Origin of the sequence: Microvirga sp. 2TAF3, from assembly GCF_052114965.1 — a bacterium.
Lineage (GTDB): Bacteria > Pseudomonadota > Alphaproteobacteria > Rhizobiales > Beijerinckiaceae > Microvirga.
Genome location: NZ_JBFRFT010000022.1, coordinates 25,959 through 44,104 on the forward strand (window position 1 = coordinate 25,959; position 18,146 = coordinate 44,104).

Annotated in this window: 22 protein-coding genes and 1 tRNA gene; 14 read left to right on the top strand and 9 right to left on the bottom strand. The window is 62.4% G+C overall.

Going from position 1 to position 18,146, the window contains the following annotated elements; all coding sequences use genetic code 11:
* Window positions 1–8: 8 nt before the first annotated feature.
* The 3 genes from queC to AB4Y97_RS18415 form a co-directional block, all read right to left on the bottom strand.
* A complete protein-coding gene (queC, locus tag AB4Y97_RS18405; protein WP_442000504.1) occupies window positions 9–719 on the bottom strand; it encodes a 7-cyano-7-deazaguanine synthase QueC in 711 nt (236 codons plus the stop codon).
* A 168-nt stretch (window positions 720–887) separates the two neighbouring features.
* Window positions 888–1,613, bottom strand: coding sequence for a DNA/RNA nuclease SfsA (sfsA, locus tag AB4Y97_RS18410; protein ID WP_442000505.1), 726 nt, complete (start codon window positions 1,611–1,613; stop codon window positions 888–890).
* A gap of 81 nt (window positions 1,614–1,694) precedes the next feature.
* On the bottom strand, window positions 1,695–2,597 hold the full coding sequence (locus AB4Y97_RS18415) for an alpha/beta hydrolase (protein WP_442000506.1): 903 nt from the start codon (window positions 2,595–2,597) through the stop codon (window positions 1,695–1,697).
* Window positions 2,598–2,898: 301 nt separating this feature from the next.
* Between AB4Y97_RS18415 and AB4Y97_RS18420 the strand changes: the two genes are divergently transcribed.
* From AB4Y97_RS18420 to AB4Y97_RS18445, 6 genes are all read left to right on the top strand, one after another.
* On the top strand, window positions 2,899–3,645 hold the full coding sequence (locus AB4Y97_RS18420; protein WP_442000507.1) for a competence/damage-inducible protein A: 747 nt from the start codon (window positions 2,899–2,901) through the stop codon (window positions 3,643–3,645).
* 36 nt (window positions 3,646–3,681) lie between these two features.
* Window positions 3,682–4,188: a xanthine phosphoribosyltransferase gene (gene gpt / locus AB4Y97_RS18425; RefSeq protein WP_442000508.1), complete on the top strand. Its 507-nt coding sequence runs from the start codon at window positions 3,682–3,684 to the stop codon at window positions 4,186–4,188.
* 21 nt (window positions 4,189–4,209) lie between these two features.
* Window positions 4,210–5,769: an AMP-binding protein gene (locus AB4Y97_RS18430; RefSeq protein ID WP_442000509.1), complete on the top strand. Its 1,560-nt coding sequence runs from the start codon at window positions 4,210–4,212 to the stop codon at window positions 5,767–5,769.
* A 128-nt stretch (window positions 5,770–5,897) separates the two neighbouring features.
* Window positions 5,898–6,191 carry a hypothetical protein gene (locus AB4Y97_RS18435; RefSeq protein ID WP_442000510.1) on the top strand — a complete coding sequence of 98 codons (294 nt, stop codon included), beginning with the start codon at window positions 5,898–5,900 and terminating at the stop codon, window positions 6,189–6,191.
* A gap of 333 nt (window positions 6,192–6,524) precedes the next feature.
* Window positions 6,525–7,880 carry a porin gene (locus AB4Y97_RS18440; RefSeq protein ID WP_442000511.1) on the top strand — a complete coding sequence of 452 codons (1,356 nt, stop codon included), beginning with the start codon at window positions 6,525–6,527 and terminating at the stop codon, window positions 7,878–7,880.
* 335 nt (window positions 7,881–8,215) lie between these two features.
* Entirely contained in the window at window positions 8,216–9,523 is a 1,308-nt protein-coding gene (locus AB4Y97_RS18445; RefSeq protein WP_442000512.1) for a porin, read from the top strand.
* A gap of 96 nt (window positions 9,524–9,619) precedes the next feature.
* Here the strand turns inward: AB4Y97_RS18445 and AB4Y97_RS18450 are convergent, their stop codons facing one another.
* Both AB4Y97_RS18450 and AB4Y97_RS18455 read right to left on the bottom strand, forming a co-directional pair.
* Entirely contained in the window at window positions 9,620–9,997 is a 378-nt protein-coding gene (locus AB4Y97_RS18450; protein WP_442000513.1) for a COG4315 family predicted lipoprotein, read from the bottom strand.
* A gap of 217 nt (window positions 9,998–10,214) precedes the next feature.
* On the bottom strand, window positions 10,215–10,466 hold the full coding sequence (locus tag AB4Y97_RS18455) for a hypothetical protein (RefSeq protein ID WP_442000514.1): 252 nt from the start codon (window positions 10,464–10,466) through the stop codon (window positions 10,215–10,217).
* 301 nt (window positions 10,467–10,767) lie between these two features.
* On the opposite strand from AB4Y97_RS18455, the gene AB4Y97_RS18460 reads away from it, so the two are divergent.
* The 4 genes from AB4Y97_RS18460 (at window position 10,768) to AB4Y97_RS18475 (ending at window position 12,459) form a co-directional block, all read left to right on the top strand.
* A complete protein-coding gene (locus AB4Y97_RS18460; RefSeq protein ID WP_442000515.1) occupies window positions 10,768–11,022 on the top strand; it encodes a hypothetical protein in 255 nt (84 codons plus the stop codon).
* A gap of 178 nt (window positions 11,023–11,200) precedes the next feature.
* Window positions 11,201–11,635, top strand: a complete 435-nt coding sequence (locus tag AB4Y97_RS18465; RefSeq protein ID WP_442000516.1) for a hypothetical protein — start codon at window positions 11,201–11,203, stop codon at window positions 11,633–11,635.
* A 90-nt stretch (window positions 11,636–11,725) separates the two neighbouring features.
* Window positions 11,726–11,953 (top strand): DUF6894 family protein, encoded by a 228-nt coding sequence (locus AB4Y97_RS18470; protein WP_442000517.1) that lies wholly within the window; start codon window positions 11,726–11,728, stop codon window positions 11,951–11,953.
* 257 nt (window positions 11,954–12,210) lie between these two features.
* Window positions 12,211–12,459 carry a DUF6894 family protein gene (locus AB4Y97_RS18475; RefSeq protein WP_442000518.1) on the top strand — a complete coding sequence of 83 codons (249 nt, stop codon included), beginning with the start codon at window positions 12,211–12,213 and terminating at the stop codon, window positions 12,457–12,459.
* 257 nt (window positions 12,460–12,716) lie between these two features.
* Here AB4Y97_RS18475 and AB4Y97_RS18480 read toward each other — a convergent pair.
* The 3 genes from AB4Y97_RS18480 to AB4Y97_RS18490 all read right to left on the bottom strand — a co-directional run bounded on the left by AB4Y97_RS18480 (window position 12,717) and on the right by AB4Y97_RS18490 (window position 14,292).
* Window positions 12,717–12,802 (bottom strand) — tRNA-Leu (locus AB4Y97_RS18480).
* Window positions 12,803–12,848: 46 nt separating this feature from the next.
* Complete coding sequence (locus AB4Y97_RS18485; protein ID WP_442000519.1) at window positions 12,849–14,030, bottom strand: FAD-dependent oxidoreductase; 1,182 nt, start codon at window positions 14,028–14,030, stop codon at window positions 12,849–12,851.
* Between the two features lie 4 nt (window positions 14,031–14,034).
* Complete coding sequence (locus tag AB4Y97_RS18490; protein ID WP_442000520.1) at window positions 14,035–14,292, bottom strand: zinc-finger domain-containing protein; 258 nt, start codon at window positions 14,290–14,292, stop codon at window positions 14,035–14,037.
* Between the two features lie 324 nt (window positions 14,293–14,616).
* Between AB4Y97_RS18490 and AB4Y97_RS18495 the strand changes: the two genes are divergently transcribed.
* Together AB4Y97_RS18495 and AB4Y97_RS18500 are read left to right on the top strand one after the other, a co-directional pair.
* A complete protein-coding gene (locus AB4Y97_RS18495; protein WP_442000521.1) occupies window positions 14,617–15,411 on the top strand; it encodes an alpha/beta fold hydrolase in 795 nt (264 codons plus the stop codon).
* Between the two features lie 145 nt (window positions 15,412–15,556).
* Window positions 15,557–16,090 (top strand): class I SAM-dependent methyltransferase, encoded by a 534-nt coding sequence (locus AB4Y97_RS18500; RefSeq protein ID WP_442000522.1) that lies wholly within the window; start codon window positions 15,557–15,559, stop codon window positions 16,088–16,090.
* On the opposite strand, the gene AB4Y97_RS18505 is transcribed toward AB4Y97_RS18500, so the two are convergent.
* Window positions 16,077–16,877: an enoyl-CoA hydratase gene (locus tag AB4Y97_RS18505; RefSeq protein ID WP_442000523.1), complete on the bottom strand. Its 801-nt coding sequence runs from the start codon at window positions 16,875–16,877 to the stop codon at window positions 16,077–16,079. The two genes, AB4Y97_RS18500 and AB4Y97_RS18505, sit on opposite strands and share 14 nt — an antisense overlap.
* Window positions 16,878–16,956: 79 nt before the next feature.
* Between AB4Y97_RS18505 and cysE the strand changes: the two genes are divergently transcribed.
* Window positions 16,957–17,793 carry a serine O-acetyltransferase gene (gene cysE / locus AB4Y97_RS18510; RefSeq protein WP_442000524.1) on the top strand — a complete coding sequence of 279 codons (837 nt, stop codon included), beginning with the start codon at window positions 16,957–16,959 and terminating at the stop codon, window positions 17,791–17,793.
* A gap of 93 nt (window positions 17,794–17,886) precedes the next feature.
* A complete protein-coding gene (locus AB4Y97_RS18515) occupies window positions 17,887–18,099 on the top strand; it encodes a DUF3126 family protein (protein ID WP_442000556.1) in 213 nt (70 codons plus the stop codon).
* Window positions 18,100–18,146: the final 47 nt, after the last annotated feature.

An 18,146-nucleotide genomic window follows, 5' to 3' on the forward strand; every position in this document is an offset into this window, starting at 1 on the left:
GGCCGCGCCTATGACCCGTGCCTTGCCACATGCTCCCGGCACGCCTCGATCCAGAAATCCGGGTCTTCGTAAGGTGTCGGATCGTCCTGGCCCGCGAGATGAAAGGCCTCGCGCCGCTCGACGCAGGTGCCGCAGCGGCCGCAATGCAGAGTTTCGCCCTGGTAGCAGGACCAGGTCTGGGCGAAGGGAACGCCGAGCCGGGCGCCTTCGCGCACGATATCCGCTTTGCTCAGCCGTACGAACGGCGTGTAGAGGGCGATTTCCGCGTACCCATCCAGCGCGTGGCGCTGCATGGTCTCGAAGGCTTCGATGAAATCCGGTCGGCAATCCGGGTAGATGAAGTGGTCGCCGCCATGGACCGCCGCCGCCACGGCATCGGCCTTTTCCGCCGCGGCGACGCCGAAAGCGATGGCGAGCATGATGGCGTTGCGGTTGGGCACGACGGTGACCCGCATCGTGTCTTCCGCATAATGCCCCTCGGGAACCGGATTGTTGTCGGTCAGCGCCGATCCGGTCAGAAGGCGTCCGACCGCCGAGATATCGACGATGTCGTGGGGCACGCCGAGGCGCGATGCGCAGTCCCGCGCATAGCCCAGCTCCTTCTTGTGGCGTTGACCGTAATCGAACGACACGAGGCGGGTGAGGGTTCGCTCAGTGGCGACTTCGTGGGCGAGCGTGACGGAATCCAATCCGCCGGAACAGATAACGATGGTCTTCACGAGGGCTCCTTGTTTTTACCGGGTAGGCTGCGACCGGATCGGCTCACGTGCCGATGGACGTTGAAGCGGGGCCGCCTTAAAGGTGCCTCCGCTTTCGCGGGGTACAAAGACCCTTCGCGTGTGGATGTCAACAAAGACATCGCCGGCAGGCTCCGAGGCAGTCGTAGATCATTTCGCTCGCGGCGTGACGATCTCGATGGGGTGGTCGATCGTCACCTCTTCCGGGGTCAGGCGGCAGATATAGGCGTAGGATTCGACCCCGGCCGCCAGGGCATGGCGGAAGGCTTTATCGTAGGCGGGATCGATGTCGCGGGCGACATCGAAACGCTCCGCCCGCATCTGGATGACATAGACCAGTGCGGCGCGGGCGCCCGTGGCCACCATGTCGGCGAGCTCATAGAGATGCTTGGCGCTGCGGGCCGCGATGCAATCGGGAAACTCCGCAAAGCCCGCCTCGCGCATGAGGTGGCAGTTCTTCACCTCGAGATAGCAGGGCGGCTCGCCGTCCTTTTCGAGCAGGAAGTCGATCCGGCTGTTGCGACCGTATTTGACCTCCGGCCGCACGCGGTCATAGCCGGAAAAGGGCTCGAGCCGGCCCTCGCGCAGGGCCTCCGCCACGAGAAGGTTGGGGCGCGAGGTATTGATGCCGACGAGCTGGCTCGGGCCGCCGCCCGCGGCGACTTCCACGAATTCCCAGTTATAGCCGAGCTTGCGTTTCGGGTTCGAAGCGCGGGAGAGCAGCACCCGGGAGCCGGGCTCCTTCAGCCCCAGCATCGCCCCCGGATTGGCGCAATGGGCCGTGACCCGCTCGCCGTCGGCAAGGGTCACATCGGCCAGAAAACGCTTGTAACGCTCGATGAGGCGGCCCTCGAGCAGAGATTCCTGAAAACGCATGGCGATCCGTTATGAGGGGAGGGCTTCAAGGGGAACGGCTTGCGGGAGGCCGTCAAGGGACGGCCTCCCGCAATATGGTGGTTATGAAGGGTACCGCCTGCCCGTTTTCTCACGGGCGGCGATCCAGTTGAGGAGTTCGGTATCGAACAGGGAGCTCTCCTCCAATTGGGGCGTATGGCCGCTCCGGTCGAACACTCTCATCGTCAGGTCCCGGAACGAAGGGCGGAAGGGCTCCCACGAGGCATGCGGTGCCACCAGATAATCGAACCGGCCCATGGCGATGAAGACGGGAACATCCAGATCGGCCAGCCCCTTCGTGACGTCGATGTCGCGGAAGACCTCGCCCCACATGAAGTCGAACATCTCCATGTTCACATGGACATTCTCCCAGAGGGGAGATGCATCGAAGGTGTGGTCATACCAGCTTCGTGCGCCCATCCTGACGCAATAGGTGACGAACCTCTTCTCCGGCGATGCGGCCAGCTCGGCGGGGAGCCGTTGCATGTCGCTTTCGAACTGCGCTTTCCGTTCAGGGCAAACCGCTTCCCGCCAATGCTGCTCCGTCAGCGCCGCATGGGCCGGGCTATGACTCGGCCCGGTGCCGATCAGGACCGCGTGCGAGACATGCTGCGGATATTTCTTGGCGTATTCGAGGGCCATGTAACCATGGCCGGAATGGCCGACGATGGCGATCTCTCCGAGGCCCAAATGTTCACGGATGCGCTCGATATCGTCGAGGATGATATCGAGGGTGTACTCGGACATTGCCGCCTTTTCGGAGGAGCGGGCAAAGCCTCGATGATCGACGAAGACGAGCTTCAGCTTTCGCCGCAGCTCGGCCGAGAAGGTTCGCGGGTAGTAGATCGCGCTGCCGATCACGATGGCAGGCTTTCCATGACCTTCTACGGAATATTGGAGATCGAAGCTTCCGGAACGAAAGGTTCCGCGCACGACCTTATCTTCAGTGCTTTCGAGTTGGGACATCGATTTTACCTTAGCAGAGATTATTTGGCCGAAACCGTTGTTCCGGCATGCAAAAAGACGCAACAAAGGGCCCGATGAATCGGGGCGCGGTGCCGCGGATTTGCTCGAACAGCGTCGCTAACGGATGAGGGGCACGAAGAAGGTCCTTGAAACTCAAGCTCGGCGGGACTTGATGCCAAAGACGGGAGGGGCTTTCAAGCGCCAGACGCCTCTTTCGAGGGGAGAGGCCCCGGCCTCAGCCGAGGCCTTCGCTTGAGAATTGGCGCTTCAGGCGCTAAACGCCCCTAAAAGGACCGTTTCCATGGCCGTTTCCGTCACAGCCGCCCTTCTCATCATCGGCGATGAGATTCTGACCGGCCGCACGAAAGATAAGAATATCGGCTATATCGCCGAGTACCTGACCGGCATCGGCATCGATCTGCGCGAGGTGCGGATCGTGCCCGATGTGGAGGAGGAGATCGTCGCGGCGGTCAATGCTCTGCGGAGCCGCTATACCTATCTCTTCACCACCGGCGGCATCGGTCCGACCCATGACGACATCACGGCCGACAGCGTCGCCAAGGCGTTCGGTGTCGGGATCGATCACGATCCGCGCGCGGTCGCCATGCTGCGGGAACGCTACCAGCCGCATGAGTTGAACGAAGCGCGGATGCGCATGGCCCGTATTCCGGATGGGGCCGATCTGATCGAGAACCCGATCTCCAAGGCCCCGGGCTTCAGGATCGGCAATGTCTATGTCATGGCCGGTGTCCCGGCCATCATGCAGAACATGCTCGATTCCATCGCGCCCGGTCTCCAAACCGGCGCGCGGATGATTTCCGAAATGATCGAGGCGGAGGGGTTGGCCGAGGGCATCTATGCCGAGGGTCTCGCGGCTGTCGCCGCCGCCCATGACGGCGTGTCGATCGGCTCCTATCCGTCCTTCTCCGCGAGCGGTTTTCGCAACCAGATCGTCGTGCGGGGCAAGGATCCCGCCGCGGTTACTGCCGCCGCCGCCGCTATCCACGAATTGCTCGGTCGCCTCAAAGGCGATCGCAACCCCCTTTGAGTTTGCCTTAAATCCTGCAGCCCTACGAGTGAGCCGATGTCACCTACGTCCCCCAAAGCCTTCCCCGTCTCCTGGGATCAGTTCCACCGCGATGCCCGCGCGCTCGCCTGGCGCCTTACCGCCGCAGGCCCCTTCGAGGCGATCGTCTGCATCACCCGCGGCGGCCTCGTGCCCGCCGCCATTGTCGCGCGCGAACTCGACGTGCGGCTGATCGAGAGCGTCTGCATCGCGAGCTATCACGACTACAAGAACCAGGGCGAGCTGCAGATCCTCAAGGACATCGCACCCTCGATCAAGGCCATCGGCGGCGGCACGGGCAAGGGTGTCCTCGTGATCGACGACCTGACGGATACGGGCAAGACCGCCAAGATGGTGCGCGACATGCTGCCCGACGCCCATTTCGCAACAGTCTATGCCAAGCCCGCTGGACGGCCGATGGTCGAAACCTTCGTGACGGAAGTAAGCCAGGACACCTGGATCTATTTTCCGTGGGATATGGGCCTCGCCTATCAGGCGCCGATCCGTGAAGGCTCGGCCGGGTAACATCGCCTATAGGAGAGCGCCGTGGCCGAGTTCGATATCGCGAGTACGCGAAAAAGCCTGTTCGGCGCCCTTCTCGATGCGCGGGATCGCTTCGGGCGCAACAAGGTGGCCCTGGAGGATCTGGAGCGCCAGCCGGTCACCTATGGCCGCCTCGTCCTTGCCGCCCTCGTGCTCGGCCGCAAGCTGGCGGGACTGACGGCACCGCGCGAGACGGTCGGCGTGCTTTTGCCCAATGTGCAGGGCATCGCCGTCACGCTGTTCGGCCTCAACGCCTTCGGGCGTGTTCCCGCCTTCCTGAATTTCACGGCCGGCATCAAGAATTTGAAAGCCGCCTGCGAGATCGGGCCGATCCGTACCATCGTCACCTCCCGCCGCTTCATCGAGCAGGGCAAGCTCGACGACGTGATCGCGGCGTTGGGGGAGGGGCGCGAGATCGTCTGGCTGGAGGATGTCCGCGCCACGATCACCAGTCTCGACAAGCTTCGCGCGCTCGTCGACAGCTGGATGGCGCGCCGGGTCCATGCGAAGGCCAGTGTCGATCCGGACGATCCGGGCGTCGTGCTGTTCACTTCCGGCTCTGAAGGCAGGCCGAAAGGCGTCGTGCTGTCGAATGCCAATCTCGTCGCCAACGCCTATCAGGTGAAGGCGCATGCGGGCGACGTGCTGACCCCGGACGACGTCTTCTTCAATCCGCTGCCGATCTTCCATTCCTTCGGGCTGACGGCGGGGCTCCTGACGGCCGTCCTCAACGGCATGAAGACGGTGCTCTATCCGAGCCCGCTGCATTACCGGCAAATCCCCAAGCTCATCGCCGGGACGCGCGCCACGATCGTGCTTGCGACCGATACTTTCCTTCAGGGCTACGCCCGGGCGGCGGGAGAGAACGATCTCGCCAGCGTGCGCTACGTGATCGCCGGGGCAGAGCGCGTGAAGGATGAAACCCGCAAGCTCTGGAGCGCGCACGGCACGGTCATCCTGGAAGGCTATGGCGCGACCGAATGCGCGCCGGTGATTGCCGTCAGCCTTCCGGACCGCAACCGCACCGGCTCGGTCGGTCCGTTGCTGCCGGGAATCGCCTGGCGCCTCGACCCGGTGGAGGGTATCCACGAGGGCGGACGGCTGAGCGTGCGCGGGCCCAATGTGATGAAGGGCTATCTCGATCCGGATCATCCCGGAAAGGTCGATCCGCCGCCCGAGGGCTGGCATGACACGGGCGATATCGTCTCCATCGGTGACGATGGGATGGTGACGATTCTCGGCCGGGCGAAGCGTTTCGCCAAGGTCGCCGGGGAGATGGTGTCGCTTGCCGCCATCGAGACCGTGGCGCAGAGCCTCTGGCCCGCCTTCAACCATGTGGTCGTCGCCTTGCCGGATCCCCGCAAGGGCGAGCAGATCGTGCTGATCACCGACAAGCCGGATGCGGACCGCGATGCCCTTCTGGCCCATGCGCGGGAGCAGGGCTTTCCGGAGCTCTGGGTGCCGAAAGCGATTCTCGTCTCCAGCATTCCCGTGCTCGGTTCGGGCAAGACGGATTACCCTGCCGCCGTCGAGATGGCCCGGCGGCTGCAGGCGATGCTTTAGCTACGTAAAAGCCATCCAAGGCGCTGGCCGAGAGACGTTGGCCGGTCACAAATCTGTGTTACCCGCTTTGCCGTTCCGGTGTCCGGTCTAATTTCTCTTGGACGGCAATATTTTGTTGGATCGGCACCATGAAGAAGCTCGCCCTCGTCCTGGCTTTAACGGCGCTGGCTTCTGCTGCCCAGGCGCAGCAGCGCCCCTTCACGCCTGCGATGCCCTGTCGGCAAGCCCAAGCGATCGTCGCCGCGAATGGAGCTGCGGTGCTCGGGACCGGAACATATACATACGACCGCTATGTCCGCGATCGCGGTTTTTGCCAGATCGACGAGTATATCGAGCCGGCATGGGTGCCGACGCGGGATGCTCCGCAATGCCCGGTTGGTTATCGCTGCCGCAGCGGCCCCTACGACTTCTTCAATCCCTGACGCTCCCAAGGGGAAATACTGCCGCCGGGCCTGCTTGGCGCAGCAATAACAACTATCAAGTGCTGTGACAGTAGGGAGAATACGACGCTACTTGTATTCAATGCGATCGATGAGATTCGCCCGGCATGTCGACTGCTGAATCTATTGTGTTCAATTTGACACAGCTGTTTGAATAGCAAACTCAAGTACTTCTTAATTATCAAATTATTAGGAAAAACTACCTTTTTGAGCCATTCTTACCTCTTTCAGATAGTTGTTTCCGTGTCCCCTCTAACTATCGTTGCGTCACGCTTAGGGACTTCGCCCTGAGGGTTCGACATTTCGGAGACACCTATGAAGCTCGTTCAGAGTCTTCTTCTTGGTTCGGTTGCCGGTTTGACCTTTATTGCCGGCGCTCAAGCTGCCGACCTTCCCGCCAAAAAGGCGGCTCCTATCGATTATGTCCGTGTCTGCTCCACTTATGGGACGGGCTTCTTCTACATTCCGGGCACCGAAACCTGCCTGCGCGTCGGTGGCCGCGTCCGCGCCGAGTACCTGTACAGCGAGCCGATCGAGCGTACCGATGATGCCGTCGGTTTCTATGTTCGCGGCCGTGTGCAACTCGACGCCCGTACGGCGACCGCTTACGGTCTCCTGCGTTCGGTCGTCCGCTTCGAGATCACTCGCAGATCGGGCACGCCGCTCAATGGCGTCGACGGTACGATCACGACCTCGCCGCAGGTTGCCGAAGCGTTCGTCCAGTTCGGCGGTTTGACCGCCGGTCGCGTGATCTCGTTCTTCTCGGACGGCGATCTGCCGACGGAGCATTTCGGCACGCTCCGCTTCGACGACGCGCCCGACGTCGACCTGTTGGCCTATACCTTCACGTTCGGCAACGGCTTCTCGGCCACCCTCTCGATCGAAGACGGCCTCGAGCGCCGCCAGAACGATTTCATCGCCGGTGGTTTCGCTGCGGTACCTCTTGCTTTTGCCGGCCAGCGCGCTCCGGATCTCGTCGGTAACCTGAAATATGAGGGGACCTGGGGCGGAGCTCAGCTCTCCGGCGCCGTTCACCAGATTCGCAGCGTCGCTCTCATCAATCCGGCGACCGGTCCGGTCATCTTCGGTCCGGGCATAGCCGGTACCGTTCCCGATACGGACTATGGCTTCGCAGCCGCGGCTTACCTCCACGCCAACCTGCCGACGATTGCGCCGGGCGATGCGATGTGGCTCGCCGCGACCTATACCAATGGCGCTCTCGCCTATATGAACGGCGGCAACTCGGCGCTGAACGTCGATCCGTTCAACGCACTCGTCGTGAATGGCGGGCTGGGATTGGTCGACGCTTTCATCAATCCGATCACGGGTGACATCAAGCGCGGCCATGGCTGGTCGATTGCCGGCGGTTTTCGTCACTACTGGACCCCCTCCATCCGTCAATCCGTCTTCGGATCCTATATGCGTGTCGAGTATGGCAGGGGCGCTTCGTCGGTCACTCCCGCAGGCTTCGTTGTCGGCCTGACGGACTTCAACGAATGGCGTCTCGGCTCCAACATCATCTGGAGCCCTGTGAGCGGTTTGGATCTCGGCCTCGAGGTGATCTATGCCCGGGTCGATCCGCGCGGCCGCGTCTTCATCCCGGCCACGGGCCTGGTTTTCGGTCAGGAGAGTGGAGTGGAAGGCCGTCTGCGCGTCCAGCGTGACTTCTAGCGCATAGGAGGATTCCAAAAGTGGACTCCACTTTTGGGGGCGAGGCTCTAGGAAATCACCCTGTTGATATTAGAAGCCCCGGTGGAAGCACCGGGGCTTTTTGATTCCAGGGAGACCTGTTCGAGTGCCGGTCCAGGCTCCAAGGGTGTGGAGTTTCTGCCACACCTGGCACGAAACTGCCGGAACCCCCGCCGCGATGATCTCTCTTTGGGCAGAAAGCAACATTGTTGAGCTGACTCTGCCTCCGCCTGCGATTGCCTCCGGAAACGAGCTCGCTAATGTAACATTCCTACATTAGCCGTGGTCATCCGACCTCGCTCATTCGGAGAACTTTGATGAAGCTCATCCAGAGCATTCTGTTCGGATCGGTTGCGGGTCTCGCCGCCGTTGCCGGCGTTCAAGCTGCCGATCTTCCCGCGAAGAAGGCGGCTCCTGTCGAGTATGTCCGCGTCTGCACCACGTATGGCGAGGGCTTCTTCTACATCCCCGGCACGGAAACCTGCCTGCGCGTCGGTGGCCGCGTCCGCGCCGATTATCTGTATGCCGAACCGCTCACCCGGCGCGATGATGCCATCGGCTTCCGCGCTCGCGGCCGCGTCCAGCTCGACGCCCGCACCGCGACCGCTTACGGGCTCCTGCGCTCGGTCGTGCGCATGGAAATCACCCGCAGTTCGGGCGCACCGTTCGGCTCGGTAAATTCCGCGGGCATTGGTACGATCAGCACGAACCCCGAGATCGCACAAGCATTCATCCAGTTCGGCGGCCTGACCGCCGGTCGCGTGACGACCTTCTTCGACAATGGCGACCTGCCGACCGAGCATTTCGGTACGCTGCGCTTCTCGGATGCTCCCGACGTGGCCCTGTTGGCCTATACCTTCACGTTCGGCAACGGCTTCTCGGCCACCCTGTCGATCGAGGACGGCCTCGAGCGTCGCGACAACGGCTTCCCGGATGTGGGCGGACCAGCTGCGACGGCCCTGCGTTATGGCGGCCAGCGCGCTCCGGATCTCGTCGCCAACCTGAAATATGACGGCACCTGGGGTTCCGCTCAGCTCTCCGGCGCGGTTCACCAGATCCGCAGCGCCAACCTCGTGACGCCGTTCGGCACGACCTTCGCGACCTTCCCCGATACCGAGTACGGCTTCGCCGTGCAGGGCAATGTCGGCGTGAATCTGCCGATGATCGCACCCGGCGACGCCCTGTGGCTCAACGCGGCCTATGCGAACGGCGCTCTCGGCTACATCACCGGTGGTTCGACCGATGGCCTCAGCGCGGGCATTCTCAACGTCCTCCTGGCCGATGCTTATGTGAACCCGATCTCGGGCAGCATCAGCATGGGCCGTGGCTGGTCGGTCGCCGGCGGTCTGCGTCACTTCTGGGCCCCGACCGTTCGTCAATCGGTTTTCGGTTCGTACGCGCGCTTCGACTATACGGCCGCCGCAGACCTGGTCGGCCTGACGGACTTCAACGAATGGCGCGTCGGCACCAACGTGATCTGGCAGCCGGTCTCCGGCCTCGAGTTCGGCGCCGAGGTGATCTATGTGCGCCTCGATCCCCGTAGCCGCGTCGCTCTTCCCGATGGATCTTCTATCGGCTCCGACAGTGCCTGGGAAGGCCGTCTGCGCGTCCAGCGCGACTTCTGACCGGCTCCGTTCCGATAATGAAAGCCCCGGTGGAAACGCCGGGGCTTTTTGTTTCGGGGGGCCCTGGACGAGGGAAAACCGAGCGATGCATCGTCATCACGGCTTGGCCACGTGCCAGGTATTGTCGACGCCATCACCCGTCGCATCGCCGGGTTTGAGGTCTTTCCACCACGTATAGAGCGGTTTGCCCCTATGGGCCCATTGCCGGGATCCGTCGCCACGCGCCACCACCGTCCATTGGCCGGACGATCTCGCTCCCGCAGCGGCCAGCAAGGGCGGCCAAGTCTGGGCGCATAGTCCGCTGCAGTTTGATTTTCCTAGGGTGTCGCGATCGAAGACATAAAGGGTCATCCCTCTCGCATCGACCAGCACCGGACCCTTGCTCGTCTCGCCAATCTTGGCCGGCTGCGCGAGAGCCGCGGGGGCTATCAGGAGGAACCCGGTAAGCAAGGCAACAACGCGATGCTTGAGCATGAGAGGTCTCCTTGAGCGGTTCGCCTGCATAAGACGACCTGAGCAAGGCATGATCGTTCCGGGCCTAATGCTTAAGGGCAGGGGCTCTATCGTGACGGGCGATGTGGGAGTGCGCGGCGGGAATCGCTGTCCGGGATATCAGGATTCGGTGCGCGGCCCGGCAAAGGGAAAGACCCGGTGCCGGACCGGGTCCTGCGAATGGAGCCGCATCGCGCGATCAGCACTCGGTCTTCTTCGTGGTCTTGGTATCGCCGAGCTCGTTGGTTTTCTGCTTGACCTCCGTGTTGCATCCGACGCTGCCCGTGGTCGTCACGGAGGTGGATGAGGGCTCGCTCGGCTCGGCCTTTCGCTCGATGGTGGTCTTGTTGCCGAAAAGCCCGTCCTCCTTCTTGATCGTGGTGGTCGTATCCTGAGCGAAGGCGGCAGTGCTGAGGATGCTTGCGGCAAGAACAAACGCCAGTTTCTTCATCTTGCAGCTCCATGAAGCGGTTACGCGGAGCGAACGTCCTCGCCTAGCGCATCGTTCCGTGCGGAAAAGTGGACCCGGTTTTCCGCACGGAACGATGCACTCTTGATAAGGAGAAAGCATCGGATTGATCCCAAAAGTGAAGTCCACTTTTGGGATCAATCCGATGTTGTAGGCGGTTGTTCCTGATTCGCCTTGTGGTGACAGGTCAGTCCGCCGCGCGACCCCCGGACGCATAGGGGCCAGCTCGGCCATATGCGAGGTCAAGGGTCCATAACATGACAACCGAACCTATGGGGGCGACATGCACGATTGGGAGGTTTTGCTGCGGGGCGACACGCAGGTGTTGTTCAATGACGGCCAGCTGCGGGAACTTCTGGCCTACGGCGACTGGAAGGTATTCCTCGCAGGCTATATGGGCATCGTGATCGTGCTGCTGATGATTGTCACGAAGACTCCGCTCAAGGATAAGTACAACCTCAAGACCATTCTCATGGCCACCTTCGGCTGGCCGCTGATCGCCCCCTTCTTCGTCTGGCGTGCATTGGGCAGTCGGTAATGGCGGGAGGGATGCGAAGCCGGAGATCTCCTGCTTTGCACTTGCAGCGTAACAATTATGCGATGAAACGTTATTGTTGATTTTATTCTTTGCGTAAGCTTTGCTGGATTAACGTTTCTGTCATTATCTGCGATGTAATCGTTTGCATGGCGCTCATGTAGCCATGATGAGGAACGCAATGACCGAAGAAGAGATTGAGGTCGTAGCGGCAGAACTGGCAAAGGTCGGGGGTGTTGCCTGGTATCCAGGGCGCGGCCGTGGCCCAATCCTAAGGGCGGTGAGTGAGCGCTACAGGGATCGGGCCCGTGTCGCTATCGCGGCCCTCGAGCGTTTCAGGGCGAGCAAGGAAGGCGTTGCCGCGTCACAAGGCTCCATCACGGAAAGTCCCGCCGCCGATGAGAGCCCAGCCTCGGGGCCTGACGACCAGCTCCGGGCTGGGATCATCGTGGTGTATCGTCCTCCGGGCGACCAGAGGGCGATCTCCTGCATGATCGATAAAATAGAAGGCGGCCGTGCCTATCTGATCCCTTGTCCCAAACCCGATGTCGGTTGGGTATCCCTGGATGAGCTCTCGCCGGTGAACCCTGAGGATACCCACAAGCGGAACGGCTGATCGGGAGGCAGGAAGGTTTGCTTATCTTGCGGTGTTTGCAGGAGCCCTATAGAAATCGTCGTCCAGGGATTCTCGTTACGCTGGTTTCAGATGCGCTGCTTCTTTCATCTTGTGAATGGCCACGAAGCAATCCTGGATGAAACAGGCGTCGAGGTTCCTGACCTTGAGGCCGCATGGCATGAGGCGCTGAGCGCCATTCGAGAATTGCAGGAGGAGCAGGACGGCATAGCCGAGGAGTGGAGCGGCTGGCATCTCGATGTCGTTTGTCCCGCAGGAAACCTTCTTTACTCCCTTGATCTCAACGCGACTCTGCACTGAACGGAGAGATCAGGTGCGTAAGCTTGGCCTGTGTTTCGCCCGCCGTTTGCTTATCCGCTGCTTCGCCCGGGCAACCGTGACCGCAGCGCAGGAAGACGCCTCACCTCATTGATATGATCCGCGACCAAATGCGCTCCGATGCGGCCGTGCGGACAGGGCTAGGCAGCAAGCGGATACGGAACACGGCGTAAAGGCCGGAACGGATATCCCTCGGCTCGGTTGCCCTGATAGCGGAACCGACAATCCAAGGTGAAGCCATGCCACGCTACTTCTTCAACGTGCATCTCGGTGAAGACGTTCTCGAGGATCCGGAGGGACAGGAATTCCGCGATGCGGATGAAGCCTGGGAAGCAACGCGGGCAACCGCACTTGATCTCATGAAGGCAGAGTTCTCACAGCCGGTAAACTGGGCCTCGTGCTATATCGAGGTGAAGAACGAAGCGGGTGAGATCATCCTGGAGTTTCCGTTCCTTGAAGCCGTCGACATGACACGGCAGCTGCATTGAGAGGCATGCAAGTTCGGCTTGCTCATAGGCGCCCGCAGATTCAGGCGGCGAGGCTGCGATCCCTGCAAAATCTCTTTCATGAGGGAACCGGCAGGAGGCTTGGCCGTTGGCAGGGTGAGCTTCGTCTTTTCTCCTCCAAGGTACCTTGAGCCCGATGGCAGCCCCATCGGGCTCCTTTCTTTACGATGCAAGGAAGCTTCGGCCTGCAGCGGCAATTACTTCTTCAGGCACAAGGAACGAGAGCTCGTAAGATGTCGTGGTGCGGACGGCGGGGGTCGAACCCGCACGGGCATAGCCCGAGGGATTTTAAGTCCCTTGCGTCTACCGGTTTCGCCACGTCCGCATCTGAAGATGACGGTTATCGGGCCACGCGGGAGAGCGCAAGTCCATCAGGGGCGAAAGCCGTAGAGCCACGCATAGCGGTCCGTCATGCCGGCCGGTCCGAGGTGGCGCATGACCTGGTCGCGGCCGAAGGCGATCAGGCCGCCCGCGTGATAGATCCGGCCGTTGCGCCGGGCATGCTCCTGAACCTGCCTTGCCCGCTCGTGGCGCCGGGCTTCGTAAGCTGCGAAAGCCGGTTGGATATCGGACGGGGCCTGTCCCAACAGGGCGCTGAGGGTGGCCGCGTCCTCGATGGCCAGGGCCGCTCCCTGCGCCAGGAAGGGCAGGACGGGATGCGCCGCGTCGCCCAGGAGCGCGATGCGTCCTTGCGCGAGCCGCCCGACCGGGTGGTCGAACAGGGACCAGCGCAGCCATTCCTGCGGCTCCGCCAAGAGCTTGCGCAGGGCAGGGGCCGCCGTGCGGTATTGAGCGAGCAGGTCCTCACGATTCCCTGGCGCGGACCAGCCTTCGACGGGCGTGGCGCTTTTCTCGATGGCCACGATATTGATCAGCTTCCCGCCCGCGATGGGATAATGCACCACATGGCCGCGGGAGCCGAGCCAGAGGCCGGTCTCGTTGCCTGCAAGCTCCGGAGGCGCCGCGCTGCGGTCGATCGTCGTCCGCCAGGCGATGTAGCCGCGGAAAGTCGGAGCCTGGGTGTCGCCCAGAGCCTGCCGTACTCTCGACCAGACCCCGTCTGCGCCGATGATCGCATCGGCCGTCAGGGTCTCGCGGACATGACTGGCCGTGACCGTCGTGAGAGATGCCCGGTCCGGCCCGTCGGCGATATCCTCGACCTTGCGTCCCATGACCATCCGGATGGTCGGCTCGGACCTGACGGCATCGAGGAGGATCGTCTGAAGGTCCGCCCGGTGTACCACCCAGTAAGGCGCGCCGAATCGCTCGCGCATGAAGGCGCCGAGCGCGATCTGGCCGATCTGGCGGCCGGAGCGGATGCTGCGGATGATTACCCGCTCGGGCTCCGTGACGACCCGGCGCAGGGCTGGGCCGAGGCCCCAGTCGATCAGGATGCGGCTTGCATTGGGCGAGAGCTGGAGACCCGCGCCCACCTCGCTGAAGCCGGTCCGCCGCTCGATCAGGGTAATGGCATGACCTTGCCGGGCGAGCGCGAGGGCCGCCGTGAGACCGCCGATTCCAGCCCCGACGACGGCAATCGAGAAGCCGGCCACCGGGCTACGGCGTCTCGGGCTCGACGTCCACTTCCCACATGCACTCGGCCGGACGGGCCTCGTTGGGCTTCAGGGAGGGCTCGTATTTGTAGAGGGTCGAGCAATAAGAGCAGACGATCTCGTCCTCCCGGCCCATATCCAGGAAGATATGCGGGTGATCGAAGGGAGGCTTGGCCCCTATGCACATGAACTCCTTCGCGCCCACGTGAATGACGGGAACGCCGGGCTCGTTGTGAAAGTGGGGGGTGACTTTTTCAGCCATCGTCTTTGCTCTGAACCTGAGGAATTTGCGCGCACCATAATGTCGGATTTGTCGTGCGCCTAGAGTCTTTTCCAAGCTCGCTTCCGTCATTGCGGAGTGGCACCCCTCCGCAGCCTCATCCTGAGGAGCGAAGCGTCTCGAAGGATCAGGCGTTTCCAGCGTGCACTGGACCCTCCTTCGAGATGGTCACTGCGTGACCTCCTCAGGATGGGGATGGAGAATGAGGCAGAAGTCGGACTCACTCCCATTCGGAGATTGCACCCGACACGAAGCGTGCCTTAGGGTGCGCCCCACTCGATACAAATTCCGACATGTCCGGGACCCATGCGCTACTTCAATTCCAATGGCGTCAGCATCGCCTATATCGACGTCGCCCCTGAAGGGGGGCAGGGCGAGCCGGTCCTGCTGATCCACGGCTTCGCGTCCAACCACACCGTGAACTGGGTGAACACGCTCTGGGTCAAGACCTTGAGCCGGGCGGGTTACCGCGTCATCGCCTTCGACAACCGGGGGCATGGGCACAGCGAGAAGCTTTACCGGCCCGAGGATTATCATTCCCATCTGATGGCCGAGGATGCCCGCAGGCTTCTCGATCACCTCGAAATCGAGCGCGCGGATGTGATGGGCTATTCGATGGGAGCGCGGATCACCGCCCATCTCGCACTGGCCTCTCCCGAGCGGATGCGCTCTGCTATCCTCGGTGGTCTTGGCATCCACCTCGTCGAAGGCGTCGGCCTGCCGCTCGGCATTGCCGATGCCATGGAAGCACCCTCTCTCGACGATCTGACGGATCCCATGCAGCGCATGTTCCGCGCCTTCGCCGAGCAGACGAAGAGCGACCTCAAGGCGCTCGCCGCCTGCATTCGCGGCACGCGCCAGTCCCTGACGAAAGAGGAAGTGGCTTCGATCAAGCTGCCCACCCTGATCGCCGTCGGAACGAAGGACGATGTGGCGGGGTCGGGCCAGGAACTCGCAGCATTGATGCCGAATGCGGTCGCCCTCGACATCCCGGGCCGGGACCACAACCTCGCCGTCGGCGACCGGGTTCACAAGCAGGGCGTGCTTGAGTTTCTCGCCCAGCGCCCTGATCCGGATAGTCGAAAAGCCTCATATATGTAACGCTTAGCGCCGGATCTTGGCCTGGAAAATAAAGTCGGGATGGTCTGCGCCCGCGCGACTTCACATTCCGATTCAGGTCTTCCGGACTAGCCCGTTGATTTGAGAGGCGCCCCGGTCCATTTCCCTGAGAGAAGGGAAAGGGTGCATGACCCGGCTCGACAGCGCCATTCGGCGATTGACGGCGCAGCGCGATCTTCTGGATTGGGCCAGCCGCGCCATCGATCCGTCCGGCCTCGTGCTCGAGCTTGGCCTGGGCAACGGCCGCACCTACGACCATTTGAGAACGCGCCTGCCGGATCGGGAGATCTACGTCTTCGAACGGGCCCCCGCGGCCCATCCGGATTGCATGCCGCCGGAAGAATATCTGATCGTCGGCGATATCTTCGAAACGCTGCCTTCGTTCATCGAGCGCTTCGGCCCGCACTCGGCCGCGCTGATCCATGCGGATATCGGTACGGGCGACGAGGAGGTAAACAGCGAGCTTGCCTCGAGGCTCTCGCCCATGCTCGACGATCTCCTCAAGCCCAGCGGGCTTCTGCTTGGGGACCGGAGTTTCCAACTGCCCCATTGCAGTGACATCACTGCGCGGACCGGTATCCCGAAGGGGCGCTATTTCGTCTACAGGCGGAAACGGGAGCGCCACTCCGTGCCGCATGGGCTCCAGGCTAACGCCCGGTAAAGACCGGCGCGCGCTTCTCCAGGAACGCCTTTCGCCCCTCGACGGCATCAGCGCTGTCGAAACAGGCATCGGCCAAGGCGACCGGATCCGCGCCGGGCCGGACGATGCCGAGAGCGTCGTTGATCGCGGCCTTGGCCGCCCTGATCGTGAGAGGCGCATTCCGCGCGATGTCCTGGGCAAGCGACAGGGTTTCCGCCTCCAGCGCCTCGTCGGCAAAGACGCGCTGGACGATTCCGAGCCGTTCAGCCTCCTGGGCTCCGATCCGCCGCGCCGTATAGAACAGATCGCGAGCCGCGGGGCCGCCGACAGCCGCCGTCACTAGCCTCATCGCGCCGGGCGGATAGCCGATTCCAAGCCTTGCCGCCGGAATGCCGAACTCCGCATTGTCCGACGCGACGCGCAGGTCGCAGGCCAGTGCGAGGCCGAACCCGCCGCCGAGGCAGAAGCTTCGGATCATGGCGATCACCGGTTTCGAGCAATGGGCCACGGCCCGGAAGGCGGCTTCGTTCGCCGCTTCATAAAGTCGCCCGCCGGCTGCGTCAGCCCGCGCCGTCTCGAACTCGGCGATATCGGCCCCCGATGCGAAGGCGTTGCGACCCGCTCCGCGCAGGACGATCACATGGACACGCTCGTCCCGGTCGAGCGCCGCCACGATCGTCGGCAAGGTCTTCCACATGTCGAGATCGAGCGCATTGCGCTTGGCGGGGTTGTCGATGGAGACCGTGGCGACGGCGCCGTCGAGGGAAACCACAAGCTTGGGCGTGGGCGACGAAAAAAAGACGCTCATGGAAAATTCTGACCTATGGGAATGGGGAACAGGTGCTTATTTATGCTAGTCCAGATCCTGGTCCGGCAGGGAGTAGATCATGACACAGACACGGATGAAGCCGGGAGCGCCGGATCGGATTGCCGGGACCGTCGATCCTCTCTGGAATCGGCTCCGCTCGGAAGCGGAGAGCGTCGTGCACGAGGAACCGGCTCTCGCCGGATTCGCCTTGAGCGCGATTCTCCAGCAGCCGAATCTCGAATCCGCCATTATCCACCGAGTCGCGTCGCGTTTGAGCCATGCGGCGGTCGGGGCCGATATCATCGAACAGACCTATCTTGAGGCCGTGGCGCAGGAGCCTGCGATCGGAGAGGCGTTCCGGGCGGATATCCGCGCCGTGCTCGACCGGGATCCGGCCACGACGCGGGTGATCGAGCCCGTGCTCTATTTCAAGGGCTTCCATGCGATCCAGACCCATCGTCTGGCCCATTGGCTCTGGCATCACGACCGGCAGGATTTCGCGCTTTATCTTCAGAGCCGCTCCTCGGAAGTCTTCCAGACCGACATCCATCCCGCCGCCCGGATCGGCCGCGGCATCTTCCTCGACCATGCCACGGGCCTGGTGGTCGGCTCCACCGCCGTCGTGGAGGACAATGTGTCCATGCTCCAGAACGTGACGCTCGGCGGAACGGGCAAGGAGAGGGGGGACCGCCACCCGAAGATCCGGCACGGCGTGCTGATCGGCGCGGGCGCGAAGATCCTCGGCAATATCGAGGTCGGCCATTGCGCCCGGGTCGCCGCCGGTTCCGTCGTGCTCAAGCCCGTGCCGCACAATGCGACGGTGGCCGGCGTTCCGGCGAAGGTCATCGGCAGCGCCGGATGCGCCGAGCCCGCCCGCTCCATGGATCATTTCCTGTCCGAAATGGAAGGCATCTGAAGCGCTTTTCCTTCGAGAGGACCTAACGCGGCTTGCCCGCGTTGGCCCGACATGGCAAGTGCTGCACCCATGCAATCGAAGAAAGGGTTCGCGGTGGATAAAACTGAGATGGCGAAAGTCGAGCGGTATCTGCGCCAGACTTTTGCAAACCACTCGATCCGCGTGGTCGGTCGTCCCAAGAAGACCGATTCGGCGGAAGTCTATGTCGGTGAGGAATTCCTGGGCGTTCTCTTCGTGGATGACGAAGACGGGGATCGCTCTTTCAACTTCACCATGGCGATTCTCGATACGGACATCGAGGATTGATCGGCGGAATGCGCTTCAAATAAGCCAGAGCATTTTTCATGAATTTC